Annotated in this window: 13 protein-coding genes, 1 tRNA gene and 1 pseudogene; 5 read left to right on the forward strand and 10 right to left on the reverse strand. The window is 67.9% G+C overall.

The features are described from left to right. Positions 1 to 34: 34 nt before the first annotated feature. A complete protein-coding gene (locus ACXJLH_RS00165; RefSeq protein WP_457323587.1) occupies positions 35 to 748 on the forward strand; it encodes an ABC transporter ATP-binding protein in 714 nt (237 codons plus the stop codon). A gap of 50 nt (positions 749 to 798) precedes the next feature. Here the strand turns inward: ACXJLH_RS00165 and ACXJLH_RS00170 are convergent, their stop codons facing one another. The 8 genes and pseudogenes from ACXJLH_RS00170 to ACXJLH_RS00205 all read right to left on the reverse strand — a co-directional run bounded on the left by ACXJLH_RS00170 (position 799) and on the right by ACXJLH_RS00205 (position 9,801). After that, on the reverse strand, positions 799 to 1,188 hold the full coding sequence (locus ACXJLH_RS00170) for a thiol-disulfide oxidoreductase DCC family protein (RefSeq protein WP_457442101.1): 390 nt from the start codon (positions 1,186 to 1,188) through the stop codon (positions 799 to 801). Further along, positions 1,185 to 1,751 (reverse strand): DUF4166 domain-containing protein, encoded by a 567-nt coding sequence (locus tag ACXJLH_RS00175; RefSeq protein ID WP_457442419.1) that lies wholly within the window; start codon positions 1,749 to 1,751, stop codon positions 1,185 to 1,187. Before ACXJLH_RS00175 ends, ACXJLH_RS00170 begins: the two co-directional genes overlap by 4 nt. Continuing rightward, a pseudogene (locus tag ACXJLH_RS00180) lies at positions 1,740 to 2,846 on the reverse strand (saccharopine dehydrogenase NADP-binding domain-containing protein); the annotation flags it as partial. The gene ACXJLH_RS00175 and the pseudogene ACXJLH_RS00180, both read right to left, overlap by 12 nt. A 99-nt stretch (positions 2,847 to 2,945) precedes the next feature. Next, on the reverse strand, positions 2,946 to 5,282 hold the full coding sequence (locus tag ACXJLH_RS00185) for an alkaline phosphatase D family protein (RefSeq protein WP_457442102.1): 2,337 nt from the start codon (positions 5,280 to 5,282) through the stop codon (positions 2,946 to 2,948). 14 nt (positions 5,283 to 5,296) lie between these two features. Continuing rightward, on the reverse strand, positions 5,297 to 6,772 hold the full coding sequence (locus ACXJLH_RS00190) for an OmpP1/FadL family transporter (RefSeq protein WP_457442103.1): 1,476 nt from the start codon (positions 6,770 to 6,772) through the stop codon (positions 5,297 to 5,299). 153 nt (positions 6,773 to 6,925) lie between these two features. Beyond that, entirely contained in the window at positions 6,926 to 7,981 is a 1,056-nt protein-coding gene (locus ACXJLH_RS00195; RefSeq protein WP_457355148.1) for a Leu/Phe/Val dehydrogenase, read from the reverse strand. 70 nt (positions 7,982 to 8,051) lie between these two features. Then, the gene (locus tag ACXJLH_RS00200; protein WP_457392294.1) at positions 8,052 to 8,780 is read right to left on the reverse strand and encodes a 2OG-Fe dioxygenase family protein; all 729 of its coding nucleotides are present in this window, start codon (positions 8,778 to 8,780) and stop codon (positions 8,052 to 8,054) included. A gap of 1 nt (position 8,781) precedes the next feature. Continuing rightward, on the reverse strand, positions 8,782 to 9,801 hold the full coding sequence (locus ACXJLH_RS00205) for a CDP-6-deoxy-delta-3,4-glucoseen reductase (RefSeq protein WP_457442104.1): 1,020 nt from the start codon (positions 9,799 to 9,801) through the stop codon (positions 8,782 to 8,784). Between ACXJLH_RS00205 and ACXJLH_RS00210 the strand changes: the two genes are divergently transcribed. Further along, positions 9,800 to 10,735 (forward strand): NAD-dependent epimerase/dehydratase family protein, encoded by a 936-nt coding sequence (locus ACXJLH_RS00210; protein WP_457442105.1) that lies wholly within the window; start codon positions 9,800 to 9,802, stop codon positions 10,733 to 10,735. The two genes, ACXJLH_RS00205 and ACXJLH_RS00210, sit on opposite strands and share 2 nt — an antisense overlap. Here the strand turns inward: ACXJLH_RS00210 and ACXJLH_RS00215 are convergent. Together ACXJLH_RS00215 and ACXJLH_RS00220 are read right to left on the reverse strand one after the other, a co-directional pair. Beyond that, complete coding sequence (locus ACXJLH_RS00215) at positions 10,732 to 11,313, reverse strand: rhomboid family intramembrane serine protease (RefSeq protein ID WP_457355146.1); 582 nt, start codon at positions 11,311 to 11,313, stop codon at positions 10,732 to 10,734. The two genes, ACXJLH_RS00210 and ACXJLH_RS00215, sit on opposite strands and share 4 nt — an antisense overlap. A gap of 96 nt (positions 11,314 to 11,409) precedes the next feature. Beyond that, positions 11,410 to 11,494, reverse strand: a tRNA-Leu gene (locus ACXJLH_RS00220). 91 nt (positions 11,495 to 11,585) lie between these two features. Here ACXJLH_RS00220 and cysM point away from each other — a divergent pair. Genes cysM through ACXJLH_RS00235 form a run of 3 tightly spaced genes read left to right on the forward strand, consistent with a single transcriptional unit; the run spans position 11,586 to position 13,244 of the window. Further along, positions 11,586 to 12,482, forward strand: a complete 897-nt coding sequence (gene cysM / locus ACXJLH_RS00225; RefSeq protein ID WP_056196288.1) for a cysteine synthase CysM — start codon at positions 11,586 to 11,588, stop codon at positions 12,480 to 12,482. Continuing rightward, a complete protein-coding gene (locus tag ACXJLH_RS00230; RefSeq protein WP_457355144.1) occupies positions 12,479 to 13,012 on the forward strand; it encodes an NUDIX domain-containing protein in 534 nt (177 codons plus the stop codon). Before cysM ends, ACXJLH_RS00230 begins: the two co-directional genes overlap by 4 nt. 4 nt (positions 13,013 to 13,016) lie before the next feature. Further along, complete coding sequence (locus ACXJLH_RS00235) at positions 13,017 to 13,244, forward strand: sulfurtransferase TusA family protein (RefSeq protein ID WP_056196293.1); 228 nt, start codon at positions 13,017 to 13,019, stop codon at positions 13,242 to 13,244. The last annotated feature ends 33 nt before the right edge of the window (positions 13,245 to 13,277 follow it).

Here is a 13,277-nt window from a genome sequence, read left to right on the forward strand (position 1 = left end):
CCGCTTGGTCAACGCACGATTTGGAGTGATAGGTATGGCAGCAACCCTGCTCAAGGTTTCTGGCTTGAAGGTCGCCTACGGCGGCATCCAGGCCGTCAAGGGCGTCAGCTTCGAGGTGCGCGAGGGCGAACTGGTGTCGCTGATCGGCGCCAACGGCGCCGGCAAGACGACGACGCTGAAGGCCATCACCGGCCTGCAGCCGGTGGCCGCTGGCAGCGTCGAATACCTCGGCAAGCCCATCAAGGGTCAGGGCGCCTGGGACCTGGCCAAGCAGGGCCTGGTCATGGTGCCGGAAGGCCGTGGCACCTTCACGCGCATGACCATCACCGAGAACCTGCAGATGGGCGCCTACAACCGCAAGGATGGCGAGATTCAGGCGGACATGGACAAGGTCTTCGGCCTGTTCCCGCGCCTGAAGGAGCGCGCCAAGCAGCTGGCCGGCACGATGTCCGGCGGCGAGCAGCAGATGCTGGCCATGGGCCGCGCGCTGATGGCCCGCCCCAAGGTGCTGCTGCTGGACGAGCCGTCCATGGGCCTGTCGCCCATCATGGTGGACAAGATCTTCGAGGTCGTGAACGACATCCACCAGCAGGGCGTCACCATCCTGCTCGTCGAGCAGAACGCCAGCCGCGCGCTGCAACTGGCCAACCGCGGCTATGTGATGGAGTCGGGCGAGGTGACGATGGAGGGCGAGGGCCAAGCGTTGCTGAACGATCCGAAGGTGCGCGCCGCCTACCTGGGCGAATAAGCGGTTCCGAACCGCTCTAGAAAAAACGCCCAGCACTGCCGGGCGTTTTTTTAGTCGAGGAATCTGGCCGCATGCTCAGGCTGCGGGCGGATGCAGAGGGCCGAGCGCCCGAACAGCCGGTAGCGGTTCCTGGCGACCAGGCGGTACAACGGATCTCGGACGATGGACGGGATCAGCCATGCGATCCAGGCCAGGCGCCAGGGCCAGCCCAGCGCATGCAGCACGCGAAATATGGCTGCCGTGTGCTGCCACGCGCGAGGGCCATCGACGAGCAGCAATGTCTGCAGGCCTTCGGGCACCAGCCCCTCTGCGGCCAGCAGACGCCGCCCCGCGGCGCCCTGGATGGAAGCAAAGCGCAAGCGGGCCTTGCTGTCATGCCGCAGGATGAACTGCACCCAGCCGTTGCAGAGCAGGCACTGGGCATCGAACACGATGATCATGAAGTGGCCTGCGCCGGACCGAGTTCGAGATGGCCGTCATAGGCCGCGACGGTGCCCAGCAGCGGCAGGCCGGCGGCGACGCGGAAGTGCAGCTGATCGTCCTTGCCGGTTTCCTCGGCCACCACCTGCGGCATCAGCCATCGCGGGCACGGTAGGCCCATGAAACGCAGGCCTTCAAGCTCCATCCTCAGTCGGCCATCGGCAACGCTCAAGCCAAAAGTCAGCCGGGCAGCCCCGAGCTTCTCCTGGATCTTGCCGGCCACCAGCCGCATTCGTGATGTCATGGTCCGCGTCGGGAAGTGGCGCGTCCAACGTTCGGCCTCCGCGCTGGCGTCGAGCTCGAAGCTGAGCGGGCCGCTGCTGGCACGGCGTGGCGTCCCAAGGCAGAAGGCCAGCAGCCGGGCCGGCAGCGAACTCGGCGCCTGTGTCCGCACCCAGCCGTTCAAGACGGTGTGCCCCGCGAGCCGATGGAAGCGCTGCACCGCCATTGGCAGTTGTGAATAGCTGGCGCCCAGCACGCGTTCGTAGAGGCTCAGGGCGTCGATGCTGGACGATTCGTTCATGTCGATGTGCAGGCCTTCGGATTCTCGTGCGAAGTCCTGCAGGGACAGCAGGCCCACACAGGGCTGGGCGCCTGCGAGCGATGCGTCGCCGTGCTGCAGTTTGCGGATCAGCGCCGCAGCGGCCAGCGTGGGGACGAAGGGGCCATCGCCGTGAGTAGCAACCAAATGCCAGGTGCGACTGCGCCTGATGCCTTCAGCAGTTTCCCCGCTGACACAGACATGCATGGCGCCCGCGTTCGACCCCAGGCCGCTGAACCGGTCGCCGAGCCACTTCAGGGCCACCGCATGAGCCGACCAGTCCTTGACGATGCCGACCCGGGCCAGCAGCGCCAGGGCGTTCATGCCTCGGTGCAGGAGCGGTAATTCGAGGCCGGCGCCGAAGCTGATCGTCGGGCAGCCGGCATGGCGCTTGGGCAGCAGCGCGAGGTCAGGCACGTCACAAGGCGACAGCAGCCGGTTCCCGACCGGCACGGGATAAAGGTGACGCCGGCTCCCACTCCAGCCAAAGCTGGGACGGTGGTCCACGGCCGGCAGGGCCTTGCCGCAGTAGCTCAGGATGGCGCGCACCGTGGCCAGGCCTCGTTCGGTACGGTTGCCCGGGCTGATGCCGATGTCGATGTGGTCGACGCGGGTGAGTCCCTGCGCCAGATGGCGAGCTGCTGCATCGGACAGGGCAGGCACGGAACTCGCGCCGCTGATGATGCTCAGTCCACGGTCCAGCGCGGCCTGGTTCAGACTGCTGATGCCGACCACGAAATCCCGGCCGTCAGCCAGATCGATGTAGTGCGCGCCAGCGGCCATGCAGGCTTGAGCGACGTGATACCGCTGGCCCTGGAACGGGCCCGAGGTGTGCACGGTGATGTCAGGCGCCAGCGCTTTGAGGTCGTCGGCGAAAGCCGGTGCATCCGCATCGAGCGTGGCGCAGCTCAGTTGCGCGCGCGCCGCCCCGCGCAGCGCATCCACCAGGGCCAGGCCTTGTGCGGCGGACCGACCCGCCACGATGAGGTGCAGGCCGGGGCTGCGGGCCAGCCGTTCAACGAGACGGCGCCCGAAGAAGCCGTAGCCGCCGATGACCAGAACGCGGTAGAGAGGCATGCGGGAGTCTAAGCACGCCTCACAGGTGCCCAGCTGCGTGGCGCGGCAAAAGAAAACGCCCGGCATTGCCGGGCGTTCTGATTCGTGCGGACGGCCGCGTCAGAGTCCGGCCATCACGCTCACATCCGTCACGCCAGCGGCGACGCGAACCGTCCTGACGGCGGCCACCGGCGACGCCGGCGCCGTGCCGCCGACCTGGCGTGCCATCTTCTTGAACGTGCAGATCAACTCGGTCTTGCTGAGTGACACGACGGCATAGCCCTGGGCGTCGCTGTCGACATGCTTGATCCAGGGGTTGTTGACGGGCGGCGCAACGGCCGTCGTCGGGTCTGCAAACGGATTCAGGCGCTTGACGATCTCGGACGCCGGCACGAAGTTGGCCGGGATGCCCAGGGCCGCCGCCAGCTTCTGCTGGATCAGCCCATACAGCGTCATTGCGGCCACCGACTTGCCGGCCACGGCCATGCTCGTGATCAGGCCCGAGATCAGCGTGCCCATCGTGCCCACCTGGGTTTCGTCAAAGGTGTTGACGATGGCTCGCGACAGCGAGGCCGTCGGCGCGAAGGCCGCCGCCGGCACCAGGCCCGCCAGGATGGCACCTTGCACGGCGGCCTGGATGGCCGCGGTGTTGCTCAGGTCCGTCACCCCGGCGCCGATCGCGATGGCCACGCTCAGCATCTGGATGGCGATGGCCTCGGCCTCGAACTCGCTCGTCGCCACCAGCGGCTTCAGTGCCGCAAACGACGGCTGCAGGGCCGCGGTGTAGAAATAGCTGAAGTTGGAATTGCTGGACACGCCTGCCGTGACGAGGTCGACCATCGCCGGCACCTGCGTGGCGGCGTCGTAGTCGGCCATGACGACGCCGGCGTAGAAGGCGTGGATGTCGCCGGTGACGGCCACGACGTTCTTCACGCCCTTGCTCAGCAGTTGGCCCATCAGGTATTTGCGCTCGGCGTTGAAGCCGTCCCACTGGTCGGCATTCAGCACGAACTTGGCCTTGAAGGCTGCCGGCGCACTGGGGATCTTGTTGCCGTCCATGCCCATGCGCAGCAGCGAAACCTCGTTGCCCCAGATCTTCCACAGCGCGGTGGACGCCGCCATCGTCTGCACCCACCACTGGCGCTGCGCGCCGCCCAGCACACTGACGAGGGCCAGCGGGTCGGGCAGCGACGCGCCGGCGGCCAGCTTGGCGGCCTCGACGCCGGCGAGCGTCGCCTGCGGCACCATGTAGCGCGCGCCGATGCTGCCGACGGCCTGGCCGGTCAGCGGGCTGGGCGCGGCCTCGGGGATCAGGTGGTCGGCGCGGTACAGGCGCTGGTCGGTCATGACCAGGTGCATCAGCTTGCCGAACTTCAGGTCGCGATAGATGCGGATGCCGGTGATGCCCTGGCCCGGGTCCAGCGTGAAGCTGATGTCGGCCGGCATGTTCTCGAACCAGGCTTGGTTGGCCGCGAGGCGGCGCGAGGTCTGGGCCGCGTTGTCGCCGACTTGCGTCGTCGCGTTGAACGTGCCGTTGTCGTAGGTCTCGCGGTCCTGCCAGCAGTCGTCGCTGAACTCGTGGTCATCCCAGACGGCCACGAAGGCGAAGCGCTCGTGCAGGTTCTGCAGGCGGCGGTCGGTGCGGTAGCGCTTGTAGAGGTAGCGGTAGTCGCCCAGCGTCGTCGCGTACTTGCCTCCGGTGGGCAGGGCTGTGCCGTTGGGCAGGGTCAGCGCGGCGTGCGCGCTCTCGACGCCACCGGCCTGGTAGTCGGCGCCGACGGCCTCGTAGATGTAGTCGCCCAGGTGGACGATGAAATCGATGTTTTCCGTGGCCAGCATGTCCATGCCGGCCCAGTGGTTCACGTTCCAGTCCTGGCAGGAAACGAAGGCAAAGTTCAGCGCGCTGATATCGGTGTCAGCCGCGGGCGCCGTCTTGAAGCGGCCGATGCGCGACACGCTGCTGCCGGCAGTGAACTGGTAGTAGTAGACGGTGGCCGGCTGCAGGCCGCTGATGCGGTGGCGCAGCGTGTGGTCGTAGAACTCGTAGACCGGCACGTCGGCGGTAGCGTCGGCCGTGCCCGCCAGTGTCGAGGTCGTGCCGAGCAGGGCGGCATTGCCGGCGGCGCTGCTGATCTTCAGTGTCACGTTGTAGCTGCCGCCACCCGTGGCGCTGGTTACGTCATCGGCGCTGCTGGGCACGACGCGGGCCCACAGCACGGCGCCGTCGGGCTTGGGGTCGCCCGAGGCCACCGATTGCGGGAACTTGAACGTGCCACTCGCGGCGGCCGTCGTCGGCAGCGGTGTGCTGCTGCCTGGGAAGGTGGCGGGCAAGGGCTCGATGGGCGCGCCCGCATCGCCACCGCCGCCGCAGCCGACGAGGCTGGACAGGGCGGTGGAGGCGGTGATCAGGGCGCCGGCTTGCGCGGCGCTGCGGCGGAGAAAACTGCGGCGATCCATGATGTGTCGCCTCCTCAGAACTTGTAGTTGAACTGGACACCGAAGATGGTGGCCTTGGAGGCGTAGTTGCCGCGTGCGGTCGAGTAGGCGCAGTTGCAGGGCTGCTCGCCGTCGCCGTCGTCGGTCGCGTTCATCGCCGCGTCCTTGAGCTTCACCTTGCCGATGGAGAAATCGATGCTGGCGTTGTCCATCAGGGCAAGGTTGGCGCCGAGGGCGAGCCAGGTGCGGTGGGCATCGGGCAGGGCCGGGCTGCGCGTCGCCGAGGGCACGGGCGACATGTCCTTGCTGTAGCCAGCCCGCAGCAGCAGCGCAGGCAGGGCCTGCCATTGGGCGCCGACCGAGACCTTGGTGCTGTCCTTCCAGTGCTCGGCGGTGGTGGAGTCGGCCGTGCTGTTCGCGAAATCGATGCGCAGCTGTTTCAGGCGGGAGTCGCGCGTGAAAGTGAAGTCGCCCATCACGGCGATGGTCGGCGTCAGCTGCTGGAAGCCGTGGATGGACAGCGACTCGGGCGTGCGCACCGAGAGGCTGACGTCGGAGTCGTTGTGGTCCAGGGCCGAGACGCCGTTGTAGGGTTTGGCGGTGATGGCGGCCAGCACTTCGGCGGGCAGGTTGGTGGGCTGGGTCCAGTCGGCGCTGCCCTTGAGCTTGTGGCTGACGCTGCTGCGGTAGCTCAGGCCCATGCGCGTGCCGGCAGCGGGCTCCCACAGCAGGGCGAGGTTGAAGCCCAGGCCCCAGTCCTTGCCCTCGACGGCGATGGAGCCGTCATAGGCCGGGTTGCCGAAGACCGTGGCGGCCTGCTGCTGCAGTTGCAGCGCGAGGCCCGGCGCGCCAGCGGCGGCCGCTTGGTGGGCGGCGTTGAGCAGGCCGGCGGCGTAGACGGAGGCGTAGGGCACAGCGCGGCGCAGCTTGCCTTCCATGTACTGGATGTTCAGGCCGGCCGCGAGCGACAGCTCGGGCGAGGTCTTCCAGGCGACGTTGGGGTTGATCGAGATGGACTTCAGCTCGACCTTTTGCAGGTTGTAGCGGCCACCCCAGTCAGCTCGGTAGTCGAGCTTGGTGCCCCAGGGCACGAAGACGCCGAGGCCGTAGGCCAGCGTGTCGGAGGCCTTGTAGGCGGCATAGAGATGGGGCACGACCGCGGCCTTGGCAAAGCTCATCGTGTCGCCGACGGTGCCCGTCGAGCGCGGCGCCAGACCGGAGCCGGGCAGGGAGATATAGGAGCCCTGGTCGGTGAAGCGGGTCTTGGGGTCGACGTAGTCCACGACGCCGGACAAGTTCCAGCCCGTCAGGCGTGTGAGGCCGGCGGGGTTGGCGAACAGCGTGCTGGCGTCGGTGGCCTCAGCCGCGTTCGCGTTGGCGGTGCCTTCGGCGGCGGCGCTCTGGGTGCCGAAGCGGTAGCCGGCTGAATGGGCCGTCAGGGCCAGGGGCAGCAGGGCGATACCTGCCAGCAAGGGGCGCAGCGCGCGGGTTGGACGTGTAGTGCGTCGCATAGGGTTTGCCTCCGGTAATCGTACGTAACCGGCGCAGATTGTGCGCAGCCGCCGTGTCGCCATGAGGACAAACCGGTCGAGACAAACCCTGGACTTGAGAGGGCTCTCTAAATGTTGGCCGGGCGCCACCGCCCGGCCATTGCAGGGATGGACTTAGGGCAGGCGGACGAGCTTGGAACGGGCCCAGTCATCGGCGACGCGAGCGGGCGTCGAGTCGGCCGTCTGCACGCGCTGCAGCAGCTCTTCGACACGCTCGGCGATCTTGCTCACCTCGGCCATCACGGCCGTCTCTTCGCCCTCACCGCGGTACTCGCGAGCCACGCTGATGATGCCGCCGGCATTCACCAGGTAATCGGGCAGGTAGCAGATGCCGTGGCGCTGCAGTGCGTCACCGTCATCGGGCGTGGCGAGCTGGTTGTTGGCCGCGCCGGCGATCAGCTTGGCACGCAGCGTCGGCACCGTCTTCTCGTTCAGGGAAGCGCCGAGCGCACAGGGCGCCAGCACGTCGACGTCGGCGGCCAGGATGTCCGCCACGCTGGCGGCCGTGGCGCCGAATTGCGCGACGGCGCGCTCGACCTTGGCGGCGTCCACGTCAGCCACGACCAGCTTGGCGCCAGCCTTGTGCAGGAACTCGGCCAGGTGCCAGCCGACAGCGCCCAGGCCCTGCAGCGCGACGCGTACGCCTTCCAGCGAGTTGCGGCCCAGCACGAGGCGGGCGCCAGCCTGGATGGAAACGAACACGCCCCAGGCCGTCTTGGGGCTGGGGTCGCCACCGAAGGCGCCTTCGCGCGGGATGCCGCTGACAAAGGACGTTTGGGCTTGCATGCCGCGCATGTCGGCGGTCGTCGTGCCGACGTCCTCGGCGGTGATGTAGGCACCGGCCAGCGACTGCACGGCGCGGCCGAAGGCGGCGAACAGGGCAGGGCGGTCGAAGGCGCCCTCGGGCTTCAGGATGACGGCCTTGCCGCCGCCGAAAGGCAGGTCGGCCAGCGCGTTCTTCAGGCTCATGCCCTGGGACAGGCGCAGCGCGTCGTTCAGCGCGGCGGCTTCGGATTCGTAGTGCCACAGGCGGCAGCCCCCGAAGGCGGGCCCGCGGGCGGTGCTGTGCACGGCCAGGATGGCCTTGAGGCCGGTGGCCGGGTCGGTGGCGAGCAGCACGCGCTCGTGCGGGGACTGCTCGGGCAGGCCGAAGAGGGAGGTCGGGTTCATGACGGTCGGCGCTTTTGGCGCGGCAGTAGGTAGAAGAACGGCCACGCTTTTGGCGTGGCCGTTCGGGATTCTACGGACCCTGGAATCCGCCGCCTCTTAATGTGATGACGAGGGTGTCGCGCCAGCCGCGTTCGCCCGCCACAACGGGCTGGATGGGGGTGGTTTCGTGGATCACGCGGGCGTCGTCCAGCAGCAGCGTCGTCCAGGGCTGGGTCATCGTGAAGCGCTGGCCCGCCGGGCCGGCGGCGTCGAAGACGCGTGATTCGCCGCCCTTGACGCCTTGGCGGCCGACGAAGAGCACGGCTACGAGGTCGACGCCGTCGCGGTGGGCGCCCTCGGGCGTCGGGCGGCCGATGCCATCGCTGGTGTCGATGCGGAAAGGGTGGGCCTCGATGAACCAGGCCTGCTCGCCCTTCAGTGCCGACGCCGTTTTCGCCAACCCCAGCAGCAGCGCCGTCCAGGCAGGTGAATTGACCATCTCCTGCGCCAGCGGCACGAACCAGCGCTGGATGCCGCCGTGCAGCGCGTTGTAGTCCAGCGGCTGCCAGTGGGCGCGGTGGGGCTGAAGAGTCAGCGTGTCGCCGTCGGCGACGAAGCAGCCGTGGCGTCGGAAGCGGTAGCGGCCGCCGTCGCGCAGGTAGCCATCGGGCGGCAGGTCGTCCCAGCAGGGCTTGAGGGTGTCGAGGTCGTCGGCAGAGGCGCCCAGCACGCCAAGCGAACTTGGCGCCAGCACGGCCTCGCCATCGCGCTTCAGCGCGTCGACCAGTTCAGCAGCGGGTGTCCACGGCGGCTCGAACATCTCAGTGCTTGTCCGCTTCGGACGTGAACGCGTCCGCGTAGAACTCTTCCGCCGGCAGGTTGCACTGCGCGACGAAGTCCCGCTGCGCCGACTCGACCACGATGGGCGCGCCGCAGGCGTAGACCTGATGGCCCGTCATGTCGGCCAAGTCTTCCATGACGGCACGGTGGACGAACCCCGTGCGGCCTGTCCAGCCCTCGTCGGGCTCGGACAGCACGGGCACATAGGTCAGTTGCGGCCACTCGGCGGCGATCTGCGTGACCCAGTCGTGCAGGTAGAGGTCGGCCTGCTTGCGCGCACCCCAGTACAGCACCATGGGCCGGGTCGACGCGATGTGGCGGGCCCGTTCGATGATGGCCTTGATGGGTGCAAAGCCGGTGCCGCTGGCCAGCAGCACGATGGGCTTGTCGCTGTCCTCGCGCAGGAAGAAGCTGCCGAATGGGCCTTCCATGCGCAGGATGTCCTTCTCCTTGAGCGCACCGAAGACGTGATCGGTGAACTTGCCGCCGGGCATGTGGCGGATGTGCAGCTCGATCTGCCCAGGCAGGCTATGCGGCGCATTGGCCATCGAGTAGCTGCGGCGCGAGCCGTCACGCAGGATGAACTCGACGTACTGGCCGGCGCGGAACTGGAAGTTCTGGTTGGCCGCCAGCTGCATCGTCAGCACCGCCACGTCGGGCGCCGGGCGCAGTATGGCGGTGATGCGGCTGGGCAGCTTCAGCACCGGGAACTCGCCGGCGCCGGGCACCGTGCGGGCTTCGACGGTGCAGTCGGTCTGCGGCCGGGCGCAGCAGGTCAGCACATAACCGGCGGCCTCTTCCTCGGCGGTCAGCGCCTTGGGCTGGTGGTTGCCGTGGATGACGGCACCTTCAAGCAGCTTGCTCTTGCAGGAGCCGCAGGCGCCGTCCTTGCAGCCATAAGGCAGGCCTACGCCATTGCGGATGGCGGCGGCAAGCAGGGTGTCATCGCCCTCGGTCTGATAGACGCGGCCGGCGGGCTGGATGGTGATCTGATGGGACATGGCTTCCAAAAAGCAGCGGCCCCGCAGACATTTCCGGGGCCGTAGACTGCCCGCCATTTTGCCCGAGGCCGGTTTGACCCCACGACTCCTCATCATTGGCTGCGGTGACGTCGGCCTGCGCGTCCTGAAGCTGCTCGCGGGCCGCTGGCGGGTTCTTGCACTGACGTCCAGCGCAAGCCGTGCAGCGGAGCTCAGGGCCGCAGGAGCCGTCCCGCTGGTTGGCAATCTCGATGACGCGGCGACGCTGGCGCGCCTGGCTGGACTGGCCAATCTCGTGCTGCATCTCGCGCCACCGGCTCGCGACGGCGAGGCGGATCTGCGCACCCGCCATCTGCTCGCTGCCCTCGCGTGCAAGCCGCCCGCGGCGCTGGTTTACGCGAGCACGACCGGCGTCTATGGCGACTGCGGTGGTGCCTTCATCGACGAGACGCGGGCACTGAACCCGGCGACCGACCGTGCCCGCCGACGTGTCGATGCAGAGGCCCAGCTGCGCGCCTTTGGTCGCCGTCACGGCACGCGTGTCAGCCTGCTGCGCATTCCCGGCATCTATGCACGCGACCGCGAAGGGGGCCACCCGCGCGAGCGCCTGGCGCGGGGCACGCCGGTGTTGAGACGGGAGGAGGACGTCTACACCAACCACATCCATGCCGATGATCTGGCGCAGGCCTGCCTGCTGGCGCTGTTGCGCGGCCTGCCGCAGCGCGCCGTCAATGTCTGCGACGACAGCCAGCTGCTGATGGGCGACTACTTCGACCTGGCCGCCGACCTCGGTGGTCTGCCGCGGCCTGTGCGCATCACGCGCGCCGAAGCCGGCGAACGGATGAGCGCCATGCAGCTGAGCTTCTGGAGCGAATCGCGCCGGTTGGGCAATGCGCGCCTCAAGCGCGAACTGCGACTCGCCTTGCGCTACCCGACCCCGAAAGAAGGCCTCTAGCCGCGCCGCCGCGGCGAGCGCCAGTGGCGGATCAACAGCCACGCGCCCAGCATGCCGCCCAGGTGGGCGAAGTGGGCAATGCCGCTGCTGCCGCTGAACCCCAGGATCAGTTCCAGGCCGCCGAAGATGGCGACGAAGTATTTCGCCTTCATCGGGATCGGCGGGATCAGCGGCACGATGATGCGGTTGGGGAACAGCATGCCAAAGGACAGCAGCAGGCCGAAGATCGCGCCGGAGGCCCCGACGGTGGGGGACTGGGCACCGATGACCCAGGTGAATATCAGTTGCACGATGGCGGCGCTCAGCGCGCTGGCCACCAGCATCTGCGTGTAGCGCCGTGCGCCCCAGACGCGCTCCAGCTCGCCGCCGAACATCCACAGGCCCAGCATGTTGAACAGCAGATGTTCGAAGCTGCCATGCAGGAAGGCATAGCTCAGCAGCTGCCAAGGCATGAAGAAGCCCGAGTTCAGCGGCCACAGCTGGAACCAATAGGCCAATCCCGGGAAGAGGTAGAAAAAGCAGAAGGCACCGACACAGGCCAGGATGAAGGCCTTGGTGACTGAAGGCAGTGGGGGCATGGATCGCGCGGCTTGCGCCCGGGGAGGGCGCCTGCACCGGGAGGGCCGGTGCTTGTCGTTTTGAGTATGCCAGCACAAGCCGGCTGCTGTTTCGCCTGGTGCCCGGGGCCGGACTCGAACCGGCACACCTTGCGGCGGGGGATTTTGAGTCCCCTGCGTCTACCGATTTCGCCACCCGGGCCCGTCGGAAACAGCATCGCGCTTTGCACGCGAGGGGCGGATTATGCACTCGACAAGGCTCGACTTTGTTCCCGCTGCCACAATCGTCGCCCATGAGCTACCCGACCCTCGAAGACGTCATCGGCGCAACCCCCCTCGTGCGCCTGCAGCGACTGCTCGGCGACGATGCGCGCGGCAATGTGATCCTGGCCAAGCTGGAGGGCAACAACCCGGCCGGCTCCGTGAAGGACCGGCCCGCCATCAGCATGATCAAGCGCGCCGAGGAGCGGGGTGAGATCAAGCCAGGCGACACGCTGATCGAGGCGACCTCGGGCAACACCGGCATCGCGCTGGCGATGGCCGCGGCCATCCGCGGCTACCGCATGGTGCTGATCATGCCGGAGGACCTGTCCATCGAGCGCGCCCAGACGATGAAGGCCTTCGGCGCCGAGCTGATCCTGACGCCCAAGACCGGTGGCATGGAGTACGCCCGTGACCTGGCCGAGCAGATGGCCGGCGAAGGCAAGGGCCGCGTGCTGGACCAGTTCGCCAATGCCGACAACCCGCGCGCCCATTACGAGACCACCGGCCCCGAGCTGTGGAAGGACACCGGCGGGCGCATCACCCATTTCGTCAGCGCCATGGGCACGACGGGCACCATCACCGGCGTGTCGCGCTTTCTGAAGGAAAAGAACCCCGCCGTGCGCATCGTCGGCGCCCAGCCGGCCGAAGGGTCGCGCATCCCCGGCATCCGCAAGTGGCCCGAGGCCTACATGCCCAGGATCTATGACCCGAGCGGCGTGGACGAACTGGTGCTGGTCAGCCAGAGCGACGCCGAGGACATGGCGCGCCGCCTGGCCCGTGAGGAGGGCCTGTTCGCCGGCATTTCGTCCGCTGGCGCCTGCTGGGTGGCACTGCAGATCGCGCGCCGCGTCGAGAACGCGACCATCGCCTTCATCGTCTGCGACCGCGGCGACCGTTATCTGTCGACGGGCGTGTTTCCTGCATGACGGACTACAAGTTCTGTCCCGTCTGCGCGACGCAGCTGGGTTGGATCACGCAGGCCGAGGACGGTGGCGACAAGGAACGCCTGCGCTGCCCGGCCTGTGGCTTCACGCACTGGAACAATCCGACGCCGGTGCTGGCCGCCGTCATCGAATGCACGGACCGCGACGGCCAGGTGCTGCTCGCCCGCAACGCGGCCTGGCCGGGGCGCTTCTTCGGCCTGATCACGGGCTTCATGGAGTCTGGCGAGACGCCGGAGGAGGGCATCCGTCGCGAGATCGCCGAGGAGACCTCACTGGAGGTTGATTCCCTGCGTCTGCTGGGCGTCTGGGATTTCCAGCGCATGAACCAGATCATCATTGCCTACCATGCGGCGGCGCGCGGCGAGATCCGCCTGTCGCCTGAGTTGGCGGAGTACAAGCTGATTGCACCCGAGAACGTGCGCTGCTGGCCGCAGGGCACCGGCCAGGCGCTGGCGACCTGGCTGCGCAGCAAAGGCATCGAACCCCAATGGCTCGACCTGAAGCGAGAATGAGGCCATGGACGTCCAACGCGAGATCGACACGCGGGGCCTGAACTGCCCCTTGCCCATCCTGAAAGCCAAGAAGGCCTTGGCCGAAATGCTCAGCGGCGAGTTGCTGCGCGTCGTGGCGACCGACCCGGGTTCGATGCGCGACTTCCAGGCCTTTGCGCGCCAGACGGGCAACGAACTGGTCGAACAGAACTCGTCGGGCGACGAGTTCATCCACGTGCTGCGCAGACGCTGAGCAGGCCCCAAGTCAGTTGGGGGCAGAGGCACT

This window comes from Roseateles sp. P5_E4 (assembly GCF_054049255.1).

Coding starts and splice junctions, on each gene's coding strand:
- ACXJLH_RS00165 (WP_457323587.1), top strand. CDS start 35: ATGGCAGCAACCCTGCTCAAGGTTTCTGGCTTGAAGGTCGCCTACGGC.
- ACXJLH_RS00205 (WP_457442104.1), bottom strand. CDS start 9,801: ATGTCCCATCAGATCACCATCCAGCCCGCCGGCCGCGTCTATCAGACC.
- ACXJLH_RS00200 (WP_457392294.1), bottom strand. CDS start 8,780: ATGTTCGAGCCGCCGTGGACACCCGCTGCTGAACTGGTCGACGCGCTG.
- ACXJLH_RS00215 (WP_457355146.1), bottom strand. CDS start 11,313: ATGCCCCCACTGCCTTCAGTCACCAAGGCCTTCATCCTGGCCTGTGTC.
- ACXJLH_RS00185 (WP_457442102.1), bottom strand. CDS start 5,282: ATGGATCGCCGCAGTTTTCTCCGCCGCAGCGCCGCGCAAGCCGGCGCC.
- ACXJLH_RS00235 (WP_056196293.1), top strand. CDS start 13,017: ATGGACGTCCAACGCGAGATCGACACGCGGGGCCTGAACTGCCCCTTG.
- ACXJLH_RS00190 (WP_457442103.1), bottom strand. CDS start 6,772: ATGCGACGCACTACACGTCCAACCCGCGCGCTGCGCCCCTTGCTGGCA.
- ACXJLH_RS00175 (WP_457442419.1), bottom strand. CDS start 1,751: ATGAACGAATCGTCCAGCATCGACGCCCTGAGCCTCTACGAACGCGTG.
- ACXJLH_RS00210 (WP_457442105.1), top strand. CDS start 9,800: ATGGCTTCCAAAAAGCAGCGGCCCCGCAGACATTTCCGGGGCCGTAGA.
- ACXJLH_RS00230 (WP_457355144.1), top strand. CDS start 12,479: ATGACGGACTACAAGTTCTGTCCCGTCTGCGCGACGCAGCTGGGTTGG.
- ACXJLH_RS00195 (WP_457355148.1), bottom strand. CDS start 7,981: ATGAACCCGACCTCCCTCTTCGGCCTGCCCGAGCAGTCCCCGCACGAG.
- cysM (WP_056196288.1), top strand. CDS start 11,586: ATGAGCTACCCGACCCTCGAAGACGTCATCGGCGCAACCCCCCTCGTG.
- ACXJLH_RS00170 (WP_457442101.1), bottom strand. CDS start 1,188: ATGATCATCGTGTTCGATGCCCAGTGCCTGCTCTGCAACGGCTGGGTG.